The sequence below is a fragment of the Streptomyces sp. NPDC048389 genome (assembly GCF_040706335.1).
GTDB lineage: Bacteria > Actinomycetota > Actinomycetes > Streptomycetales > Streptomycetaceae > Streptomyces.
Genome location: NZ_JBEZKP010000001.1, coordinates 22556 through 44282 on the forward strand (window position 1 = coordinate 22556; position 21727 = coordinate 44282).

At 72.4% G+C, this 21727-nt stretch carries 19 protein-coding genes; 3 read left to right on the forward strand and 16 right to left on the reverse strand.

The window, feature by feature from the left end; genetic code table 11:
• Positions 1-5: 5 nt before the first annotated feature.
• From AB0903_RS00105 to AB0903_RS00165, 13 genes are all read right to left on the reverse strand, one after another.
• Positions 6-998 (reverse strand): oligopeptide/dipeptide ABC transporter ATP-binding protein, encoded by a 993-nt coding sequence (locus tag AB0903_RS00105; protein ID WP_366697334.1) that lies wholly within the window; start codon positions 996-998, stop codon positions 6-8.
• On the reverse strand, positions 995-2014 hold the full coding sequence (locus AB0903_RS00110) for an ABC transporter ATP-binding protein (RefSeq protein ID WP_366697336.1): 1020 nt from the start codon (positions 2012-2014) through the stop codon (positions 995-997). Before AB0903_RS00110 ends, AB0903_RS00105 begins: the two co-directional genes overlap by 4 nt.
• On the reverse strand, positions 2014-3000 hold the full coding sequence (locus AB0903_RS00115; RefSeq protein WP_366697338.1) for an ABC transporter permease: 987 nt from the start codon (positions 2998-3000) through the stop codon (positions 2014-2016). Before AB0903_RS00115 ends, AB0903_RS00110 begins: the two co-directional genes overlap by 1 nt.
• On the reverse strand, positions 2997-3962 hold the full coding sequence (locus AB0903_RS00120) for an ABC transporter permease (RefSeq protein WP_366697340.1): 966 nt from the start codon (positions 3960-3962) through the stop codon (positions 2997-2999). Before AB0903_RS00120 ends, AB0903_RS00115 begins: the two co-directional genes overlap by 4 nt.
• 25 nt (positions 3963-3987) lie before the next feature.
• A complete protein-coding gene (locus AB0903_RS00125) occupies positions 3988-5733 on the reverse strand; it encodes an ABC transporter substrate-binding protein (protein WP_366697342.1) in 1746 nt (581 codons plus the stop codon).
• Positions 5734-5904: 171 nt separating this feature from the next.
• Positions 5905-6621: a GntR family transcriptional regulator gene (locus tag AB0903_RS00130; RefSeq protein WP_366697344.1), complete on the reverse strand. Its 717-nt coding sequence runs from the start codon at positions 6619-6621 to the stop codon at positions 5905-5907.
• Between the two features lie 318 nt (positions 6622-6939).
• Positions 6940-7977 carry a proline racemase family protein gene (locus tag AB0903_RS00135; protein WP_366697346.1) on the reverse strand — a complete coding sequence of 346 codons (1038 nt, stop codon included), beginning with the start codon at positions 7975-7977 and terminating at the stop codon, positions 6940-6942.
• Between the two features lie 5 nt (positions 7978-7982).
• Positions 7983-8987: a proline racemase family protein gene (locus AB0903_RS00140; protein WP_366697348.1), complete on the reverse strand. Its 1005-nt coding sequence runs from the start codon at positions 8985-8987 to the stop codon at positions 7983-7985.
• 346 nt (positions 8988-9333) lie between these two features.
• Positions 9334-10260 carry a dihydrodipicolinate synthase family protein gene (locus AB0903_RS00145; RefSeq protein WP_366697350.1) on the reverse strand — a complete coding sequence of 309 codons (927 nt, stop codon included), beginning with the start codon at positions 10258-10260 and terminating at the stop codon, positions 9334-9336.
• Positions 10261-10336: 76 nt separating this feature from the next.
• The gene (locus AB0903_RS00150; RefSeq protein WP_366697352.1) at positions 10337-11866 is read right to left on the reverse strand and encodes an FAD-dependent oxidoreductase; all 1530 of its coding nucleotides are present in this window, start codon (positions 11864-11866) and stop codon (positions 10337-10339) included.
• Positions 11847-12158, reverse strand: coding sequence for a (2Fe-2S)-binding protein (locus AB0903_RS00155; protein ID WP_366697354.1), 312 nt, complete (start codon positions 12156-12158; stop codon positions 11847-11849). The genes AB0903_RS00150 and AB0903_RS00155 overlap by 20 nt, the downstream gene beginning before the upstream one ends.
• A 12-nt stretch (positions 12159-12170) precedes the next feature.
• A complete protein-coding gene (locus AB0903_RS00160) occupies positions 12171-13334 on the reverse strand; it encodes an FAD-binding oxidoreductase (protein WP_366697356.1) in 1164 nt (387 codons plus the stop codon).
• Between the two features lie 80 nt (positions 13335-13414).
• Positions 13415-15808 (reverse strand): collagenase, encoded by a 2394-nt coding sequence (locus AB0903_RS00165; RefSeq protein WP_366697358.1) that lies wholly within the window; start codon positions 15806-15808, stop codon positions 13415-13417.
• A 177-nt stretch (positions 15809-15985) separates the two neighbouring features.
• On the opposite strand from AB0903_RS00165, the gene AB0903_RS00170 reads away from it, so the two are divergent.
• Complete coding sequence (locus tag AB0903_RS00170; RefSeq protein WP_366697360.1) at positions 15986-17389, forward strand: aminopeptidase P family protein; 1404 nt, start codon at positions 15986-15988, stop codon at positions 17387-17389.
• A gap of 69 nt (positions 17390-17458) precedes the next feature.
• On the opposite strand, the gene AB0903_RS00175 is transcribed toward AB0903_RS00170, so the two are convergent.
• Entirely contained in the window at positions 17459-18085 is a 627-nt protein-coding gene (locus AB0903_RS00175; RefSeq protein ID WP_366697362.1) for a GNAT family protein, read from the reverse strand.
• 129 nt (positions 18086-18214) lie between these two features.
• Between AB0903_RS00175 and AB0903_RS00180 the strand changes: the two genes are divergently transcribed.
• The gene (locus tag AB0903_RS00180; protein ID WP_366697364.1) at positions 18215-18958 is read left to right on the forward strand and encodes a GntR family transcriptional regulator; all 744 of its coding nucleotides are present in this window, start codon (positions 18215-18217) and stop codon (positions 18956-18958) included.
• Between the two features lie 358 nt (positions 18959-19316).
• Positions 19317-20384, forward strand: a complete 1068-nt coding sequence (locus AB0903_RS00185) for an adenosine deaminase (RefSeq protein WP_366697366.1) — start codon at positions 19317-19319, stop codon at positions 20382-20384.
• Positions 20385-20435: 51 nt separating this feature from the next.
• Here the strand turns inward: AB0903_RS00185 and AB0903_RS00190 are convergent, their stop codons facing one another.
• Both AB0903_RS00190 and AB0903_RS00195 read right to left on the reverse strand, forming a co-directional pair.
• Positions 20436-20771, reverse strand: a complete 336-nt coding sequence (locus AB0903_RS00190; protein ID WP_366697368.1) for a hypothetical protein — start codon at positions 20769-20771, stop codon at positions 20436-20438.
• Between the two features lie 23 nt (positions 20772-20794).
• Positions 20795-21724: an LD-carboxypeptidase gene (locus AB0903_RS00195; protein WP_366697370.1), complete on the reverse strand. Its 930-nt coding sequence runs from the start codon at positions 21722-21724 to the stop codon at positions 20795-20797.
• Positions 21725-21727 lie beyond the last annotated feature (3 nt).

Genomic DNA, 21727 nt, shown 5'->3' on the forward strand with positions numbered 1-21727 from the left:
TCCGGCTACACCAGATGACAGGCCACCTCGCGCGCCCCCTCACGTGAGTCGGCGATCCGCAGCAACGGCCTTTCCGTGCGGCAGATCTCCTGCGCCTGCGCGCAGCGCGGATGGAAGCCGCAGCCTGGGGGCGGTGCGGCCGGGCTCGGTGGATCGCCGAGCAGTACGATCCGCTCGCGCCGCCGCTCCGCCGCCGGATCGGGCAGCGGTACGGCGGACAACAGCGCCCGGGTGTAGGGGTGCTGGGGGTTCTCGTACAGGGCCTTCTTGTCGCCGATCTCGACGATCCGGCCGAGGTACATGACGGCGACCCGGTCACTGACCCGCTTGACCACCGACAGATCGTGCGCGATGAACACGTAGGCCAGCCCCAGCTCCGCGCGCAGCCGCTCCATCAGGTTGACGATCTGGGCCTGTACGGAGACGTCGAGGGCGGAGACGGGTTCGTCGGCGACGATCAGCCGGGGGCTGGTGGACAGCGAACGGGCGATGCCGATGCGCTGGGCCTGTCCGCCGGAGAACTCGTGCGGGTACCGGTCGATGTGCTCGGGGATCAGCCCGACGAGTTCCATCAGCTCGGCGGCGCGGCGGCGGGCGTCCCCCGCGCTCCAGCCCTGCACCAGCAGCGGATCGGAGACGATCCGGGCCACCGTCTGGCGGGGGTTGAGGGAGGAGTGCGGATCCTGGAAGACCATCTGGATGCTCTTGCGCAGCGGCCGCATGGCGCGCTGGGACACCCGGCTGATGTCCTTGCCCTCGAAGGCGACACGGCCCGAGGTGGGCTCCAGCAGCCGTACCAGCATCCTGCCGGTGGTGGACTTCCCGCAGCCCGACTCCCCGACGAGGCCGAGAGTCTGCCCGGCGGCCAGGTCGAAGGAGACGCCGTCCACGGCGCGCACCGGTTCCCCCCGGCGCCCGGTCACGGTCCGCTTCCCGGGGAAGGTCATGGTGAGGTCCTGCACGGACAGCAGCGGAGGGGCGGTGGTGGTGTCGGTCATCGGGAAGCCTCCTCTGCGGTTCGGGCGCCGGCTCCGGCGAAGTGGCAGGCCACCGTCCGCTCCGGTCCCTCCCCGTACGCCGAAAGTTCCGGCCGTTCTTCGGTGCAGCGCGCGGCGGCGCGCGGACAGCGCGGGGCGAAGGCGCAGCCCGGGGCGGGTGTGAGAAGGGACGGCGGGGCGCCCGGGACGAAGGGCAGGGGTGCGTCGTCGGCGGTGTCGAGGCGGGGCAGCGAGTCGAGCAGGCCCCGGGTGTAGGGGTGGGCCGGGTCGGCGAACAGCTCGTGGACCTGCGCCTGTTCGGCGGCCCGGCCCCCGTACATGACCAGCACCTCGTGGGCGACACGGGCGACCACGCCCAGGTCATGGGTGATCATCACGACGCCCAGGCCGCGTTCCTCCTGGAGCCGGGCGATCAGCTCCAGGATCTGCGCCTGCACGGTGACGTCGAGGGCGGTGGTCGGCTCGTCGGCGATCAGCAGATCGGGCTCGCACGCCAAGGCCATGGCGATCATGGCACGCTGGCGCATACCGCCGGAGAACTGGTGCGGGTACTCCCCCGCGCGGCGGGCCGGTTCCGGGATGCCGACCTCGCCGAGCATGTCGACCGCACGCTTCTTCGCGGCGGACCGCCCGGACCTGAAGTGCACCCGGAAGTGCTCGGCGATCTGCTCGCCGACCGTGTAGTAGGGGTGCAGGCTGGAGAGCGGATCCTGGAAGATCATGGCCATCCTGCGGCCGCGCACCTTGGAGAGTTCCTTCTCGGAGAGGCCGGTCAGCTCCCGACCGGCGAGGGCGACGGAGCCGCTGACCTCGGCGGCGGCACCCCGGTGCAGGCCCATGACGGCGAGCGAGGTGACCGACTTGCCCGAGCCGGATTCGCCGACGATCCCGAGGGTGCGTCCGGCCTCCACGGTGAAGCCGAGCGAGTCGACGGCCCGTACGGAGCCGTGCGGGGTGGTGAACGTGACGCGCAGATCGCGCACTTCGAGCAGGGGGGCGGTCGTGGCGGCGGTCATCAGTACCTCACCCTCGGGTCGATGACGGCGTACAGGAGGTCGACGGCGAGATTGGCGACGACGATGAAGAGGGCGGCGAGCAGAGTGACGCCGAGAACCACGGGCTGGTCGGCGCTGACCAGGGCGCCGTAGAACAGCCGCCCGATGCCGGGGAGTCCGAAGATGGATTCGGTGATGACGGCTCCGGCGAGCAGTCCGCCGAGGTCCATGCCGAAGATGGTGAGGATGGGGGTCATGCCGGAGCGCAGTCCGTGTTTGACGACGACGGTGCGCTCGGGCATGCCCTTGGCGCGGGCGGTACGGATGTACGGCTCGGCCATCGCCTCGATCATCGAACCACGGCTCTGGCGGGCGTACATGGCGGCGTACAGCAGCGCGAGCGCGGTCCAGGGCAACAGCAGGTTCGAGGCCCAGCCGAGCGGGTTGTCGGTGAAGGACTGGTAGGTGGGGTAGGGCAGCAGCCCGGCGATGCGGATGACTCCGTGGATGAGCATCACGGAGGTGAAGTAGACGGGGAGCGAGGCCGCGGCGACCGCGCCGACCATCAGGGCCTTGTCGGTCGCGGTGTCCTTGCGCAGGGCGGCGGTGACCCCGGCGCCGAGGCCGAGGATCAGCCACAGGACGGCGGCGCCGACGGCGAGGGACGCGGAGACCGGGAGCCGGTCCATCAGCAGGTCCCATACGGGCAGGGAGTTCTCGTACGAGTAGCCCAGGCACGGGAAGTCGCACTGGACGGCGTACGGGCCGGTGCCGAGGGTGCGCCCGGTGAAGATGCCCGTCAGGAAGTCGCTGAACTGCCGCCACAGCGGCTGGTCGAGGCCCAGGTACGCCCGTACGTCGGCCAGCCGCTCGGCGCTGCAGGTCTTGCCGCATGCGGCGGCGGCGGGGTCGGAGGGCAGGACGTAGAAGATGAGGAAGGTGACGGCGGCGATGGCGAGCAGTACCCCCGTGAGGGCCAGCAGCCGGCGGGCGAGGTAGCGGATCACGTACGGCCGCCCCTCGGGTCGAGGATGTCGCGCAGCGCGTCGCCGAGCAGGGTGAAGGCGAGCACGGCGAGGAAGAGGAAGACGCTCGGGATGACGAAGTACATGGGGTCGGTCTCGTAGAAGGCGACGGACTCGGCGATCATCTGGCCCCAGGACGGGGTGGGCGGGCGTACGCCGACACCGAGGTAGCTGAGCGCGGCCTCGGTGCTGATCATTCCGGGGATGAGCAGGGTGGTGCAGGCGATGACGGGGCCCGAGACGCCCGGGAGGATGTCGCGGGTCAGGATCCGCCAGGAGCCGGCGCCCCCGACGCGGGCGGCGTCGACGTACTCGCGGTGTTTGAGGGAGAGGGTCTGGCCGCGGACGACGCGGGCGACTCCGGGCCAGCCGAAGACGCCGATGACGGCGGTCATGAGGACGATCCGGTTGACGTCCTTGGCGACGGACAGCATCGCGATCATGAAGATCAGCGAGGGGAAGGACATCGTCAGGTCCATGAGCCGGGACAGGACCGCGTCGGTGCGGCCGCCGAAGTAGCCGGCCGCGATTCCGGCGGCGGTGCCGGTGACGACCACGATCGCGGTGGCGGCGAAGGCGATGAGGAGGGAGACCTGCGCGCCGTGGACGACTCGGGCGAACAGGTCGCGGCCGGTGACGGGTTCGACGCCGAACCAGTGCTCCGTGCTGATCCCGCCGAAGGAGCCGAGGGGCAGGCCCCCGAGGTAGGGGTCGATGGCGGTCTTGTCGAACTGCTCGGGTGACCAGCCACCGAGGGCGCCCAGCCAGGGCGCGGTGACGGCCATGAGAACGAAGAGCAGGACGAGGCAGAGGCTGACGCGGACGGCGGGGCGGCGGCGGAGTTCCCGCCGGGCGAGCTGCCAGGGGCTGCTGCCCGGGGGGACCTCCTTCGCCGCCGGGCCGCCGCCGGTGGCGGGTCCGGGTGCGGGTGCGGTGACGGTCATGGCTGCTGGGTGCGCCCGTCCGGCCTCAGCCCTGGCTCTTCGACGGGTCCTTGAGGCCGATGGTGGCGTAGTCGATGGTGCCGGTCCACACGGGGTGCCCGAAGGCGCCGGCGACGTTGGGGCCGACGAGCAACGGCTTGCGTTCCAGCAGGACCGGGACGGCCGGGGACTTGGCCATGAGGGCCGCGTCCAGGTCGATCCATGCCCGGCCGGCCTCCTTGGCGTCGGCCATGGCGTTGATCTCGTCGATCCGCTTCATGGTCGCGTCGTCGCGGAACTGGCTGTAGTTGCCCTGGTTTCCCTTGTCCTTGATGGTGCGTCCGTCGAAGACGAAGGGGATCCAGGTGGCGCCGGAGGGGTAGTCGGGGCACCAGCCGGCGAGCGTCATGTCCGGGGTGGTGGAGAGGTCACCGATGACGTCGTAGTAGGCGCCCGGGTCGACGGTGTCGACAACGACCTCGATCCCCGCGCGGGCCAGGCCCTGCTGGAGGGCCTCGGCCTTGCCCTTGTCGCCGGTGGAGACGGCCAGGGAGACCTTCAGGGTCTCCCTGCCCGCGGCCTTGAGCAGTTCCCTGGCCTTGGCCGGGTCGCCCGCCGGGGCGATCTTGAGTGTGTCGGCCTGCTCGCCGCCGGAGAGGGCAGGGGGCAGGTAGGCGGTGGCGACCTCGTTGAGGGCCGGGCCGCCGCCCGCGGTGACGACGGCTTCCTTGTCGACGGCGTACTGCATGGCCTCGCGGACCTCGGGGTCGTCGAAGGGCGCCCGGGAGTTGTTCAGGTGGAGCATTTCGGTGCAGCCCTGGGACTCGGCGAGCAGGCGTGCCTTGACGTCCGGCTCGGGCAGTACCTTGGGGGCGCTCTCCGGGCGCATGTCGGAGTACTGGACGGCGGAGGCGTCCGCGCCCTCGCCGGCGATGACGCGGTCGTCGATCTGGCCGCCCTTGAGGCCCATGACGACGACGAACTTGTCGGGGTACGCCTTGCGGACGGTGTCGGTCCTCTCGTCCCAGTGCTCGTTGCGGACCAGGACCAGCTTCTTGTCGCGGTCGTACGACTCGATCTTGTACGGGCCGGAGGAGAACGGGCGGGAGTCGTACTGGGTGCCCTTCTCCTGGGACTCGGGCACGGGCGCGAAGGTCGGCAGGGTGGTGGTCGCGGAGAACTCGGCGACGGGCCGCTCGAGTTCGAAGACGATCGTGCGGTCGTCGGGGGTCTTGACGGAGTCGAGGTGCTTGCCGTCGAGGGGACCCTTGTAGCCCTCGGTGCCGGCCAGGTACTGGGCCGCGTAGTCGGGCCCCCCGGTGAGGTCGGGGGCGAAGGAGCGCTCCACGTTGTACTTGACGTCCTGGGCCCGGACCGGTGAGCCGTCCTCGTACTTCACACCCTCCTTGAGGGTGAAGGTCCACGTGCGGCCGCCGTTGGATGGAGTGCCGAGGTCGGTGGCGAGGTCGGGCACCAGCTCGCTGCCGGCGTCGCCGGGCTCGGCCTTGAAGGTGACGAGCGTGCGGTAGAGCAGCCGGGTGCCGAAGTCCATGGCCGGCATGACCCAGTTGCGGGCGGGGTCGAGGTGGGCGAAGTCCTGGTTGGACAGGATGGTGAGAGTGCCGCCCCTGACGGGAGTGCCACCGAGGATCTTTCCCTCGTTGCCCGTTGCGGGGTTGGAGGCGCCGCCGCCCGCCGAGCTCTTCTTCGCATCGCCGGAGCACCCCGAGGCGCCGAGTGCGAGAGCGGCCACCAGAGCAGTGGCGAGGGCGAGTCGGGTGCGCTTGGTCATGGGTCACTCCAGTCGAGGCACGCTCTATGATGTGACCGGTAACATAGTAATGTGAAATTTTACTGGCAAGGGTTTGGCGGCGTCGTTTTCCAGACGTATCCGAACCCGCTCGCGGACCTGCCGGTCGGGGCCCGGACCGAATGATCCGGACCCCTCCACGGAATGCCTGGGTCAGCTCTTGACGGAGCCGCCCAGGCGGCTCGCCGGGCGCCCGACGGGCTCGTCCCTGCCCTGCGCCCAGAGCGAGCGCACATGGCCGAGGTGACGGAGCATGCACTCCTCCGCCGCCTCGGCGTCCCCGCTCAGCATCAGGTCGAGCAGCTCGATGTGCTCCTGGGCCGAGGACACCAGCTTGCCGGCCTCGTCCAGGCCGGTCAGCCCGTACAGGCGGGAGCGCTTGCGCAGATCGCCGACCGTCTCGACGAGCCGGTCGTTGCCCGCCAGACCGAGCAACGTCAGGTGGAAGCGCCGGTCCGCCTCCAGATAGCCGATGAGGTTGTGCTCGCGCGCACTGGTGACGATCTCCTCCGCGATGGGACGCAACGCCTCCAGCTGCTCGGCCGTGGCGATCTTCGTGATCCGGCCGATGGTCGGCACCTCGATCATGGTGCGCAGTTCGGTGTACTGGTCCAGGTCGCGCTCGCTCACCTCGGTGATCCGGAAGCCCTTGTTGCGGACCGGCTCGACCAGGCCCTCACGGGCCAGATCGAGCATCGCCTCGCGCACCGGCGTGGCCGAGACGCCGAGTTCGGCCGCGAGACCGGGAGCCGAATAGACGCTCCCGGGGCGCAGCTCCCCCGCTATCAGGGCTGCTCGAAGGGCATGGCCGACCTGATCGCGGAGCCGTTCCTGGGCCTTGATGAGACTGTGTTGCTTCAGGTCACCCATTGCATTTCCTCCGAGACCCCTACACCGCCGACGAGCAGAGGGGCCAGCGTACAATGTCACGTTGCGCAGCCACCCCGACGGCCCCGAACAGTGCGACTCCACGGCGAGATCCTCCCAGGCCATGCCCATGCTCTTGAGAGCAGTGGACACGCCGCGCCGGCCGAGGCCGGCCCGCAGGGCGGCGCCTGCCGCGGCCGGGGTCAGCGGCACTGCCAAGGTCGGCCGAGGAGCGGGCAGCGGCCGCGCGCCGGGAGCAGGCGGCTCAGGGCGCTTTGGCGTCCGGCTGCCGGCTGCCGGCTGCCGGCTGCAAAGTACCCGTCACAGCCCTCCGAGCGAGAACCCGACGCCGACGGAATCGTGCGGGTCGACGAGGAAGGTGTGTTCGCCGGTGCGGTAGGCGGTGCCGGTGACCTCGGTGACCGCGCCCTCCAGGATGCGGCCGGTGAACACCGTGCCCGTGAGCGACTCGTGCAGCAGGTCCTCGCCCGGAGCGAGTCGCCCGTCCTCCGCGAGCAGCGCGAGCCGGGCCGAGGTGCCGGAGCCGCAGGGCGAGCGGTCGACCTGGCCGTCGGCGAAGACGGTGACATTGCGCTGGTGCGGTCCCACGGGGGTGTCGGGCAGTTCCTGGTGGAGGATCACCCCGTACACGCCCGAGAGCAGCGGACCGCCGGGATGCCAGGTGGCCGGGTGGGTGGCCACCGCGGCCCGGATCTCCTGCGCGGCGCGGACCAGGGCGGGCAGCGCGGCCCGCGAGACGTCCAAACCGAGGTCGCGGGCGGAGACGGAGGCGTAACAGGCCCCTGCGTGGGCGATGTCCACCTCGGCGAGCCCGAGGGAGGTGGCGACGGGGACCTTGCGGGCGCCCACCCGGGCCGGGACGTTGCGGAAGGTGACACCGGTGGTGCGGCCCCCGCCGCGGTGCACGGTGGCGGTGACCCGTCCGGAGGGGACGTCGATGCGCACGTGCGCGTCCCCGTCGTCCGGGGCGGCGACCCGGCCGGTGTCCACGGCCCAGACGCCGAGCGCCATGGTGCCGTGTCCGCAGGTGGTGGAGTAGCCGTCCTTGTGCCAGAAGACCACGCCGAAGTGGGCCCCGTCGTCGTCGGCCGGAACGACGAACCCGCCGTACATCCCGGTGTGCCCGCGCGGCTCCTGCACGAGGAGGCGCCGTACGTCGTCCAGTGCGCCTTGGCGCGGAGCCGTCCCCGAGCCCCCCGGGCCGATGACCGTGGTGCAGCGCTCGGCGGCGGTGCCACCGGGCACCGGCGGGAGCCGTTCGGCGGCCGTGTCGACGATCCGGAACGGCTCGCCGGCGGTGTGGTAGTCGGTGGTCCGCACCGATCTCACCGGGTTCATTGACGTCATAGCAGGAACCCTCCGGGGAAGGGATCGGTCGGGTCGAGGAAGTACTGGGCGGTGCCGGTGATCCACGCCCGCCCGGTCACGGTGGGAACCACCGCCGGGCGCCCGCCGACGGTGGTCGTCCCGATGAGCCGGCCGGTGAACTCGGTTCCGATGAAGGATTCGTTGACGAAGTCCGCGCCGAGGCAGAGGAGTCCGCGGGCGTGCAGCTGGGCCATGCGGGCGCTGGTGCCCGTACCGCAGGGCGAGCGGTCGAACCAGCCGGGATGGATGGCCATGGCGTGCCGGGAGCGGCGGGCGTCGGAGCCGGGGGCCGCGAGGTAGACGTGCTTGACCCCGGCGATGGAGGGGTTCTCGGGGTGGACGGGCCGGTCGGCGCCCGCGTTGACGGCCTCCATGACCGCGAGCCCGGCGGCGAGCAGGTCGTCCTTGCAGGCGCGGTCGAAGGGGAGGCCGAGGGCGTCGAGTTCGACGAAGGCGTAGAAGTTGCCGCCGTAGGCGAGGTCGTAGGTGACCGTGCCGAAGCCGGGGACGTCGGCTTGCAGGTCGAGCCCGGCGCAGAAGGAGGGGACGTTGGTGAGGGTGACGGCGGTGGCCGCACCGTCCTCGACCCGGACGTCGACGGAGACCAGCCCGGCCGGGGTGTCGAGCCGGACGGTGGTGACCGGCTCGACGACCGGCACCATGCCGGTCTCGACCAGGACGGTGGCGACCCCGATGGTCCCGTGCCCGCACATGGGCAGCAGGCCGGACACCTCGATGTAGAGGACGCCGAAGTCGGCGTCGGGGCGGGTGGGCGGCTGCAGGATGGCGCCGCTCATCGCGGAGTGGCCGCGCGGCTCGTACATGAGCAGGGTCCGGACGTGGTCCGTGTGCTCGATGAAGTGGAGCCGCTTCTCGGCCATGGTGGCACCGGGGATCGTCCCGACTCCGCCGGTGATCACCCGGGTCGGCATGCCCTCGGTGTGCGAGTCCACCGAGTGGTAGACGTGGCGCGTGCGCATCGGATCCCCCTCTGACTGGTGGGTCGGTTCCGGGCAGGGCCTGGTGGCTGCCCGGGTGATGTCCGCGGCTCGGCCCGCGCCGCCAGGCGCGGCGTACCGCGAGGCGGAGAAGCGCGTTTGCCCTGGCCGTACTCGCGCGCTTCGACAGCTCGGCCTCCAGACTCCCCGAAGAGGAGTCGAGACGAGGTGAGCGCGGCGGACGCGGTGCGGCGGGGTGCCGTGCCAGGCGCCGCGGGCCGCGAGGACCACCCGGACATCCCTGGCGCCCCTCCCGGCACCAGGGCGTGTCGCGGGAGTCGCGCCTGGCCCGCACTGCGGGCGGACGGCGCCGCCTTCGCAGCGCGCCCTAGTCGAGGCCCTCGGCCAGGGCCTTCTCGGTGGCGGCACGGACGGCGGCCTCGCTCTCCCCGGTGAGCGGGAAGCGCGGCGGGCGGGTGGAGCCGCCGGGGCGGCCCGCCAGGTCCATGGAGAGCTTGACGGCCTGGACGAAGACGGTCTTGGAGTCCCAGCGGAGCAGGGGGTGCAGGGACTTGTAGAGGGGCAGAGCGGTGGCGAGGTCACCCGAGACGGCGGCTCGGTAGAGGGCGGCGCACGAGTTCGGCAGGGCGTTGGGGTAGCCCGCGATCCAGCCGACCGCGCCGGCGAGGGCGAGTTCGAGGAGGACGTCGTCGGCACCGATGAGGAGGTCGAGCCCCGGGGCGAGTTCGGCGATCTCGTACCCGCGGCGCACGTCCCCGCTGAATTCCTTGACGGCGACGATGGAGCCGTCGGCGTGCAGCCGGGCGAGCAGGTCCGGGGTCAGGTCCACCTTGGTGTCGATGGGGTTGTTGTACGCGACGACCGGCAGCCCGGCGCGGGCGACTTCGGCGTAGTGGGCGCGTACGGCGTCCTCGTCGGCGCGGTAGGCGTTGGGGGGCAGGAGCAGGACGGAGCCGGCGCCGGACTCGGCGGCCTGGTCGGCCCAGCGACGGGCTTCGGCGCTGCCGTAGGCGGCGACGCCGGCCATGACGCGACCGCCGTCGCCGGCGGCCTCGACGGCGGTACGCACCACGCGCGCCCGTTCGTCGTCGGTGAGGGTCTGGTACTCCCCGAGGGAGCCGTTGGGGACCACGCCGTCACAGCCGTTGGCGATCAGCCAGGCCACGTGCTCGGCGTACGCGTCGTGGTCGACGCCGAGATCCTCGCGCAGGGGGAGCACGGTGGCGACCATGATCCCGTGCCAGGGGCGGGTACGGGTGTCCTTGCGGGGCGCTGGGGTGGGCGCGTGGGGCATGAGGCGACTCCCTTTTGTGGTGTGTGACATTTTACAAGTGTGGACGCCATGGCCACAAGAGCCGGCGTCCCTCCGGTCAGTGCTCGGCGGGCGGCAGTTCGGCGAGATGCCGCAGCGGCACCGGGCAGGACAGCGGCCGCCGGTCCGGCGCCGTGTCGGGAGTCGGAGACGGAGAGGACTCCCCGGCGAGGGCGGTGACGGCGGGGCCGCACATCCGCCCCTGGCACCAGCCCATGCCGGCCCGGGTGAGGAGCTTGACCGTACGGGCGTCCCCCGCGCCGAGGTCGAGGACGGCCTCGCGGATCCGGCCGGCCGGGGCCTCCTCGCAGCGGCAGACGACGGTGTCGTCCCGCAGCCAGCCGGTCCAGCCCGAACCGGGCCGGTGGGCGGCGGCCATCGCGTCGGCGAAGGCGCGCAGCCGGGCGCGACTGCGGACGAGCCGGGCGACGCGGCCACCGCGCGAGGCGTCCTGCCCTGACCCGGCGCGGGCTTCGGTCAGCGGCCCCGGGGGCCCGTGCAGCACGCCCGCGATGGAGTGCGCGGCCAGTTCGCCTTCCACCGTGGCCAGCCGGGCTCCGCCGATCCCGCCGGTCTCCCCGGCGGACCAGATGCCCGGGACGGAGGTGCGCTGTGCGGCGTCCAGGTCCAGGGCGACGGTGCCGTCCGGGCTGCGGCGGGTGGCACAGCCGAGGCCGGTGGCGAGTTCCAGCTGGGGCACGAGTCCGTGGCCGACGGCGAGGGCGTCGCAGGGGATCCGGCGGGCGGTGCCGGGCAGCGGACGCCAGTCGCGATCGAGCCGGGCCACGGTGACGGCCTCGACCCGGTCGGTGCCGTGGGCCTCGATGACGGCGTGCCGGGTGAGGAGGCGGACGTGGTGGCGCAGCAGGGCACTGCCGTAGGCGGCGCCCTCGGTGATTTTGCCCGGGTTGCGCAGCAGGGCGGGAAGGCTGGTGGCGTACGCGGTGTACGCCGCGCCCTCCACGACGGCGGGCACGGCGGCTCCGGCGGCCGCGAGCGACCCTGCGACGGCGAGCAGTAGCGGCCCGCTCCCGGCGACGACCACCCGCTTGCCCGGCAGCACGAGCCCGCCCTTGAGCATGGCCTGTGCCCCGCCGGCGCCGACGACCCCGGGAAGGGTCCAGCCGGGGAAGGGCAGTTGGCGCTCGTGGGCGCCGGTGGCGATGAGGACCGCCCGGGCGGTGACGCCTGCGGCGCGCTCGGTGGGAGCGTGGCCGGCGACGGCGTGCAGGGTCCAGGCGGTGGGGGTGGTCGCGGTGCTCGCTGTCGCCGCCGTCGTACTCGGGACCACCGTCCAGACGTGGTGGTTGGGGAGGTACGTGATCCGTCCCTCGGACTCGTGCGCCCAAAGGGCCGCTTCGCGGGTCGCGAAGACGGCCCAGTCGTGGTGCAGCGCCTCGGGGCGGGTGGCGCCGAGGGCGGGTGCGGGGTGGCGGTAGTACTGGCCGCCGGGACGCTCGGCGGCGTCCAGGACGGTGACGTTCAGGCCGAGGTCGGCGGCAGTGACGGCGGCGGCCAGGCCGGCCGGACCCGCGCCGACGACGGCGAGGTCGGTGAGCCCGGTCGGGTCAGACGGCGAGGTCGGCATGGCCGGTTCCCTCCTGGGTGGTGACGGTGTCCCCCGGTTGGGCCGGGACCAGGCAGGCGCGCTGGTTCGGGCGGCCGTTGACGGTGACGAGGCAGTCGTAGCAGCTGCCGATCCCGCAGAACGCGCCGCGCGGGGCGCCGGTCTCGCGGGTGGTCCGCCAGGCGAGGATGCCGGCGGACCAGAGGGTCGCGGCGATGGACCGGCCCGCCTGGGCGGGAAGGTCACGGCCGTCGAAGGTGATGGTGTACGTCGCGTCCGGGGTGCCGCCGACCAGTGAGCGGGGACTGCGCATCGGGGGTGCTCCTCAGGGGTGTCGGCGATGGGGGCCGGACTCGTCGAAGCGGTCCGGCCGGAACGGCCCACCGTCCAACGGCGGTTCGGCGCCCGTCAGGGCCGCCGCGATCAGGCATCCCGTGGCCGGGGCCAGGCCGATGCCCGCCCCCTCGTGGCCGCAGGCGTGCAGCAGGCCCGGGCGGCGGGGGTCCGGACCGATCGCCGGGAGGTGGTCGGGGAGGTACGGGCGGAAGCCGTGGTAGGTCCGCAGGACGCGGATGCCGGCCAGGACCGGGAAGAGGGCCGCCGCCTGGGCGGCCAGGCGGCGCAGGGCCTCGGTGGAGAGGGAGCGGTCGAAGCCGACCCGTTCGCGGGTGGCGCCGACGAGGACCGGGCCGGAGGGAGTGCCTTCGACCACGGCCGAGGACTGGAGGGCCGCCGATTCGCTGGCCACGTCCGCGATGTAGTCGGCGGCGTAGACCTTGTGCCGGACCAGCCTGGGCAGCGGCTCGGTCACCAGGACGAAGCCGCGGCGCGGGAGGACGGGGAGGGTGACCCCGGCGAGAGCGGCGATGCGGCCGCCCCAGGTGCCGGTCGCGTTCACCACGCCCGGGGCGAGGAGTTCACGGCGCGGGGTACGGACCCCGCGTACCGCCTCGCCGGAGCGCACGAGCCCCGTCACCTCCTCGCCCAGGTAGAGCTCGGCCCCCGAGGCGGCCAGCAGCCGGGCCGCCGCCTGGGCGGGCTGGACCTGGGCGTCCTGCGGGTAGTGGAAACCCCCCGCCAGGCCGGGGGCCAGGTGGGGTTCCAGGTCGTGGAGGTCCCCGGCCCCGACCTCCACGGCGTCGACCCCGGTGGCGCGCTGGCCGGCCGCGAAGCTTCGTAGCGCGTTCACGGTGGTCTCGTCCGGGGCGACGACCAGACCGCCCTTGGCCTCGTACTCGACCTCCTCGGGGAGGACGGCGGCGAGTTCGCGCCAGAGCCGGGTGGAGAGGAGCGCGAGGTCGAGTTCCGGCCCGGCCTCCTTGTCGGAGAGGAGGAGGTTGCCTTCACCGGCGCCGGTGGTGCCGCCCGCGACGGGGCCGCGGTCGACCACGGCGACCGAGAGTCCGGCGCGGGCCGCGTAGTAGGCACAGGCCGCTCCGACGACGCCGGCGCCGATGATGACGGCGTCCAGGGAGTGTCTCTTGAGCACGATAGTAATATGTCACATTCTTCAGTGGCTGCCCAGACCGGCCCCGCGGCCGCCGGCCGGCGGGACCGGTCCCGAGCGGATCAGCTGCGGAGCGGTCCCTCGCAGCTGTAACTCGACGTGCCCGCCGCCTTGTTGTCCCAGATCGCCATGGGCCCGAAGGAGCAGTTCATGTCGGCGAGGTTGTTGGAGACCGCGCCCGCCCGGTCGAGGATGAAGTAGTCGACGGTCTCGGACATGTCCTTGAAGTTCTGGTCGTCGCTGCGCCAGTTCCTCAGGTTCGCGGTGATGTTGCCGGTGCAGGTGAAGCGGCGCATGCCGGGGTCGCCGTTCTCCACGCACTCCGGGGTGTTGTAGGTGGCCTTGGCGAAGGACGCCTTCACCGACTCGAGCGCCGCGTCGCGCAGCTGGTCGTTGGGGGTGAAGGAGGTGTTCGGTACGAAGAGATCGTCGACCTTGGCGATCTGCGCGTCCAGGAAGCGGTCGTAGTCGCGCTGGAGGTAGGTGTCCGCGCCCATCCGGTGGCGCCAGGCGTCGTACGCCGCCACGTCGTCGCCCCGCAGATGGGTGTACATCTCGCGGAGCGCAGCGGGCTGCTCGGTCCACAGGAACTCGAAGAAGGTGCCGGCGTAGCTGTAGAAACGGAAGCCGTCTCCGTCGTAGGTGGCGTTCAGCACCTGTTCGACGCTCATGCGGGGGCCGCCCCCGGCCGTGTCGTTGATGATGCTCTTGACCAGGGACTTGCGGACGGCGATGCCGTCGTCCCGGGTGGCGCCGTCGAAGAACTCGGCCGTGCCCTCGTCCATGGCGGTCGTACGGTCGCCCTCGTACCAGGGCCCTTCGCCGAAGAAGCCCGGGACGGCGTAGCGGCCGTTCAGGTAGTGCGTGTACTCGTGGCGGAAGAGCTCCTCGAGGGTGAGGGAGGAGTCCTGCGGGACGCGGCGCTGGTAGGTGTAGAAGGTGGCGCCCCGCTCGATGTAGATGCCGCCGTTGTCGGTGCCGTAGCCCGTCAGGATCGGGTGGTAGGTCTCGTAGTCGGCGCGGGAGCCGTAGAGCACGATGCTGAGCGTGGAGTTCGGGTCGTCCGCGAGCGGCTGGTCGGTGCCGAGCACGCGGTGGAACTGCGACTTGACCTGCTTGGCGGCGTAGTAGAGCTGGTCGACGGTGGCCCGGTCGAGGCCGGTGCGGACCTTGATGGCGCCGTTGTCGTAGGTGTGGGTGTGGGGGAAGATCTGCTTCTCGATGTCCTCCTTGCACACCCCGTACGGCTTGCATGCCTCGTAGAAGTTGAGCCAGGAGACGATCTTGGCCCACTGCTCGCTGCCGTTGCCGAAGGCGGACCTGACGGGCTCCAGCAGGGCCCCGAGGTCCGCGACGACCGGCTCGCGCAGGGGCGCGATCTGCCCGAACCGGCCGTACTCGCCCAGCGCGTCGCGCGCCACCCAGGAGTTGGCCGTGCCCTTGAGGTGGGTGTGGCCCCCGAAGGCTTTGAAGGTGGCGCGGTACGAGGCGTCGGCGGTCACCGCGGCATGGAAGGCGGCGTCCTGGTTGCCCGGGTAGGTGCCCAGGTAGTTGACGGAGAGGGCGGCCAGCGCGGCGCCCGCCCAGGCGGTGTCGTGGTGCGTGGCCGGATGAGCCGGGCCCATGGTGGCCAGGACCTTCTGGATGAGGCCGAGCTGGTGCTGGCGCAGGCCCGGGGCGCTGCCGGCGTAGAGGGCCTCGCGCAGGGTGTTGGCGTTGGCCTTGGTGACGTCGAAGGTGCGGGCGGCGTTGCCGAAGTCGGCGATGGCCCGGCGCATCGCGTTCACGGTCGGGGCGTCGGTGATGTCGATCTCGGTCCGCGAGTGGTCGTGGTAGGCGACCGCGTGCAGGTAGGTGAACATCTCCTCCAGGTGGGAGGAGTTCCGGCCGTCGTGGGCGGCGGCCAGGCCGGATATCCGGCGCGAGACGGCCTGGACGTGGTCGTCGGACATGACGGGTATCAGGCGGGCGTCCCAGGTCCAGATGAGACCGCGCAGACAGCCGTCGGCGAGGACGGCCCGGTCGCCGAGGAAGTCGGCGAACTGTTCCGGGGTGAGGTTCTTGATGCCGTCGAGGGTGCAGGGCACGCCGTCGGCGACGCTCCGCGCGGTGGGGGCGGCCCGGGCCGGGCTACGGCTCTTCTCGGTGTGTTCGGCGGGCACGGGGGCGGCCGTCGTCGTGCCCGGGACCTGCCCGGCGAGGTCCTGCCCGCCGGGGGCCGGGGCGGGCGCCGGGGTGCTGTCGCGCGGGGCGGCGACGCGGTCGACCTCGTCGAACGGATTGCCCAGGGGGCCGGAGGTCCGGGCGCCGGTGAAGGTGGCCGGGGCCGCGGTCGAGGCGGGGGCCAAAGGCGCGGATTCGGCGGCCTGCGTGGTGGCCGCGCCGGCGGAGGCGAGGAGCGTCACAGCGATGGCGGAGGCGAGAAGGGGCGTGCGCACAGATCTGTGCTTGGACACCGGGGACTCCTGGTGGAGAGGCGAGGTGGTGGGGGTGGTGCGTGAATGCGTGAACTGCCCTGTTCCACGGGGGTTTTGACAGGGATCAACGAGCGCGGTGAGCTGTAACATAGTAATGTGAAATGGCACTGCCAAGACCTGTGCACCCATCAGTTCTCATCTTCTTGAGGGAGCCCCGTGACCGACACCACCTCCCGCCCCCATACGGGCAGCCACGACTTTCCCGTATCCCCGGAGTTGTCCCGTTTCATGGCGGCACACTGGGCCGCCTCCCCACTGCCCGCCTCCGCGCAGCCCGGCTCCCCGCTCGACCCCGCCGCTGCCGTCACCCCTGCCCGCCGCGCCCGGCTCTCGGCACGCTTCCCGGGCGAGCGGCTGATCATCAGGGCCGGCGAGCTGAAGGTCCGCTCCAACGACTGCGACCACCGCTTCCGCCCGCACAGCGCGTACGCCTGGCTGACGGGTCTGACGGGCGAGGACCAGGCGGGCCACGTCCTGGTCATGGAGCCGTCGGGCCCGCACGCCCATGAGCCGGTGCTGTACCTGCGGCCGCGCTCACCACGGGCGGACGGGAACGAGGAGTTCTACCGGGACCGCCGGTACGGTGAGTTCTGGGTGGGCCGCAGGCCCGAACTGGCTGAAGCTGAACGCCTCACCGGCATCCGCTGCGCGCATCTGGACGGACTCGGAACACCGGCTGGGCGGGACGCGGACTCCGACACCGAACTCGCCATGGTGCTCTCGGAGTTGCGCCTGGTCAAGGACGCGTGGGAGGTGCGCCAGCTCGAGCTCGCGGTCGACCACACCACGGCGGGCTTCGAGGACGTCGTACGGGCCCTGCCGCGCGCCCTGGCGCACCCGCGCGGGGAGCGGTGGATCGAGGGGGTCTTCGGCCTGCGCGCGCGGGCCGAGGGCAACGGCACCGGGTACGAGACGATCGCCGCGTCGGGCGCACACGCCTGCGTCCTGCACTGGATCCGCAACGACGGCCGACTGAACGGGGACGAACTGCTGCTCCTGGACGCGGGCGTGGAGACGGACACCCTCTACACGGCCGACATCACCCGCACCCTCCCGTTGTCGGGGCGCTTCTCCTCCGTCCAGCGGCAGGTCTACGAACTGGTCCTGGCCGGCCAGGAGGCGGGCATGGCGGCGCTGCGCCCGGGAGCCAGTTTCCGGGACTTCCACCGGGCCGGGATGCGGGTGATCGCGGAGGGCCTGGCGGAGTGGGGCGTCCTCAAGCACGCGGAGGGCGACCTGCACCGGCGCTACACCCTGTGCAGCAGCGGGCACATGCTGGGCCTGGACGTGCACGACTGCGCGAAGGCGCGGGCGGAGACCTACCTGGACGGTGTCCTGGAGGAGGGCCAGGTCCTGACGGTGGAACCGGGCCTGTACCTCCAGCCGGACGACGAGACCCTCCCGCCGGAGCTGCGCGGCATCGGCGTGCGCATCGAGGACGACCTGGTCGTCACGGCGGACGGCGCACGGCTGATGTCGGGGGCGCTGCCGCGCACGGTGGACGGCATCGAGGAGTGGATGGGCAGCCTGCTGGAGAGCCGGCCGCGGGCCAACCGCTGACGGGGGCGCTGAGGGCGCGCGGCTGGGGCGTGTTCCAAAAGTCCCGCCCGGCCCGGCGGGCGGACGACGCTACTTTCGCAACACGCCGTAGCGCCTCCGGCGGGCGCGGTCCGCCATCTCCCGGGTGATCGCCCAGCGCTGGTGGTCGCGCCAGGCGCCGTCGATGTACAGGAAGTCGGGCGAGTAGCCCTCGAGGCGGAAACCGACGGCCCGTACGAGCCCGGCCGAGGCCGTGTTGCCCGGCTGGATGTTGGCCTCCAGCCGGTGCAGGCCGAGTCCGCCGCCGCTCGAGAAGGCGTACGAGACCAGCAGCCGAAGGCCCTCGCCCATCAGGCCGCGGCCGAGCGCGTGCGCGAAAGCGCCGTAACCGACGGCACCGCTGAGGAACGCTCCATGGACGATGTTGTTGACGTTGACGTATCCGGCGATCCTGCCGGTGGGCCGCTCGCAGACGAGAAACCCGGCGCGGGCAGGGTCCTCGATGAGGCGCTCGGCATAGGCCGCGTAGTCGTCCTCGGTGAGCGGCGGGAAGAGCCAGGGCCGGTGGTGCGCGGTGCTGCGCCGGGCGGACGCGGTGAATTCGGCGACGTCGTCGTATGCGCAGTGGCGCAGGGCGACGCGCTCACCGGTGACCAGGTAAGTGCGGCGGGTGCCGCCGAGGCCGTCAGGGCCGCCGGCGGACGCTGTTTCGGACATGGCATCAGATTACCGGCGAAGATCCAACGGGAATTCTCCCCGGCTTGTCAGACAAGATCGGGACGGGCTCGCTTTGCCAGCGGCGTGCGCACTCGCATAGCTTGCCGCCAGGTGATCCGAGGAGGGCCCGTGGCAGTCAACCGGCAGCAGCGCAGACCGGTCGTCGTCCTGTACGAGCGGATCGCGGACGCCATCCGCGAAGGCGTCTACCCGCCGGGCTCCACACTCCCGTCGGAGCCACGGCTCGCCACGGAACTCGGCGTCAGCCGGCCCGCGCTGCGCGAGGCACTGCTCCTGCTCCAGGAGGACGGGCTGCTGTCGGTGCGGCGCGGGGTCGGGCGCACGGTCAACGACCGGGTGCGCAGGCGTGGTTACGAGCGTATCCAGCCGCTGGAGGAAGTGCTGTCCCAAGGGGCGCCGCTATCGGTGCGGCCACTGCTGCGGACCGTGGAGGAACCGACCGACTTCACCACCCAGCACCTGCTCGCACCGGCCGGCGCGGAGCTGCGGTTCTGGGAGTCGCTGATGGAGGGCGACGGTCCTGCGGCGCTCAGTCACGAGTGGGCCGCCCCGGAGGGGACGCTGGCCGCGGCACACCCGGCCTTCGCCGCGGGGCTGCGGGCGGCGGGGCCGGCCGTGTCCATGCTGTCGGTGCTCACGGCAGCGTCCCGTGGTCTCACGCTGTCCGCGCGCAGCAGCGTGAGCGCGACGCTACTGGGGCGCCGGCGCGGTGAACAGCTCGGCCGGGCGGCGGACACGCCGGCGGTGCTGATCACCCAGGTCGTGCTGGCCGGGGACACGGCGGTGCCGGTGCTGGCGGCTAAGCACATGCTGCCGACGGGGGCGCCGGGCCTGCCGGTCCTGTCGCACTGAGGGTGACGGCACGGTGGCGCGGCGGGAGCCGTGGCGCCTGCGGCGGGCCGTTCCCCCACCCGCCCTTTCCCGGACCGGGGGCTCCTCCCCCTCGGCCCGGCAACCTGGGACACCCACCCAACCCAACCCCCGCGCCTCCACCTCCCCCACGGCCCGGCGGCCGTGGGGCGTACCCCGAAGCAAGGCCGGAAACGGCCGCGCAGCGGCATTTCCGGCCCGTGCGGCGACTGAGGACACGAGCGCGAAGCGCGGTACGGGTCGGAGCCCGAACCTCCGGGTCGAGCCTCACATCCGGTGCGGCGGGGCGGGACAGGGCGAGGAGCACCCCCGGCCGGAGAGGCGTGTGTACACTCCCTGGATGCACTTGTCTGACATCATCCGCGCCCCCAAGGTCGTCCTCCACGACCACCTCGACGGCGGTCTCCGCCCTGCCACGATCATCGAGCTCGCGCACGAGGCCGGTTACCGGGATCTGCCCACACAGGACCCCGACCGCCTCGCCGTGTGGTTCCGCGAGGCCGCCGACTCGGGCTCCCTGGAGCGCTACCTGGAGACCTTCGCGCACACGTGCGCCGTGATGCAGACCCGTGAGGCCCTGGAGCGCGTCGCGGCCGAGTGCGCCGAGGACCTGGCCGCTGACGGGGTCGTGTACGCGGAGGTGCGGTACGCGCCCGAGCAGCACCAGGAGCGTGGGCTGAGCCTCGACGCGGTCGTGGAGGCGGTCAACGCCGGCCTGCGCGAGGGGGAGCGCCGCACCGGCGGCCGGATCACCGTGCGGGCGCTGCTCACGGGCATGCGCCACACCGACCGGTCGCTGGAGATCGCCGAACTCACGGTCGCGCACCGCGACCGCGGCGTCGCGGGCTTCGACATCGCCGGCGGCGAGATCGGCAACCCGCCCGCCCGCCACCTCCCCGCCTTCCGGCATCTGAAGCAGCACAGCTGCCACTTCACGATCCACGCGGGCGAGGCGGTCGGCGCCGAGTCGATCCACGAGGCCGTGCAGGTCTGCGGTGCCGAGCGGATCGGCCACGGCGTCCGGATCACCGACGACATCCAGGTCCACGACGACGGCACGGCCACCCTCGGCCGGCTCGCCTCGTACGTGCGCGACAACCGCATCGCCCTCGAGGTCTGCCCGACGTCCAACCTCCAGACGGGCGCGGCGAAGTCGTACGACACACACCCGATCGACCTGCTGCGCCGCCTCGGCTTCCGCGTCACCCTCAACACGGACAACCGTCTGGTCTCGGGCACGACCATGAGCGAGGAGTTCCGGCACATGTCGGACGCCTTCGGCTACGGCCCCGAGGTGTTCGAGGAACTCACCGTGGCCGCCGCCGAGTCGGCGTTCCTGCCCCTGCCGGAGCGGCAGCGACTGATCGAAGACCTCATCCGCCCCGGGTACACGGCACTGCGGCGTTAGTGGCGGCTCCGGCCGCCGCGACCACCCGGCACAGGCTTCGCCGGCGACCGGTCACCGCCGCCCGCGGCCGCCGACCGTGAGCGTGAGGGCCGCCGCCAGGGCACCGACCAGCACCGCCACCCCGAACGAGGCGAAGAACAGGGCCTCGGCCCAGGCGGCGTTCGCGCCCGTCGTCGTGCCGTCGCCGTTCCTGCACGACACTTCCGGAGGGAAGCTCTGCCGGTGCGCGTCCCGGCAGACGTTGGGCAGGTCGTCGTTGAGCCCGTACGCGTTGGCCCAGGTGAGTCCCCAGGTGACGAGGAAGACGACGAGCGCCGCCGCGAAGACGCCCCAGAGCGCGGTGGGGCGTTCGGGCAGCGGCTCCGCGGGCGGGGCGGGGTCGGTCACGGGGTCGAGCGTAACCACCGGTGTCAGCTCAGCGCGGGCAGGTCCAGGGTCAGGGTGCGGGCGTCCGCGTCCAGTACGGCCGGGATGCCGAGCGGGACCGTCAGGTTCGTGGGGCCGTGGCCGAAGCCGAACTCCTCGACCACCGGGACGCCGAGTTCGCCGAGCCGGTCCGCGAGGACCGCGCGGACCTGCTCGTAAGGGCCGCACTCCGCCCAGGAGCCGAGGACCACGCCCGCGACGCCGTCCAGCCACCGGGCCCGCAGGAGCTGGGTGAGGGTCCGGTCCAGGCGGTAGTCCTCCTCCCCCACGTCCTCGATCAGCAGCAGCCCGCCCCGCGCCGACGATCGGGCGTGCGGGGTGCCCAGGTCGGCGGCGAGGAGGGCGAGGCAGCCGCCGAGGGTGGTGCCGCGGGCCCGGCCGGGGACCATCGTCCGGGCGCCGTCCGCGGCGTGCAGGCTCTGCACCGACTCCGGCTCGAAGAGCGTGGCCCGCAGCGACTCCTGGGTGCGGGCGTCCTTGAGGAACGTCATGGCCCCGGCCATCGGCCCGTGCAGGGTGGCGATGCCCAGCCGCACCGCGAACGCCTCGTGCAGCGCGGTGATGTCGCTGTAGCCGACGAAGACCTTCGGGCCGGCGGCGCGCATCGCGGTCCAGTCGGCCAGGTCCGCCATGCGCTGCACGCCGTAGCCGCCCCGTGCGCAGATCACGGCGGAGACCGACGGGTCGCACCACGCCTCGGTGAGGTCACGGGCGCGGGCCTCGTCCGCGCCGGCGAGATAGCCGAGCGCGGAGTGGGTCTCGCGGGTGTGGGGCATGACGACGGGGTCGAGTTCCCAGCCGCGCAGGATGTCCAGGCCGGCGTCGAGCCGCTCGTCGGGCACCGGGCCGCTGGGTGCGACGAGAGCGACCCGGTCGCCCGGACGCAGGCGCGGCGGTCGGGTCAGCGCTGTCATTTC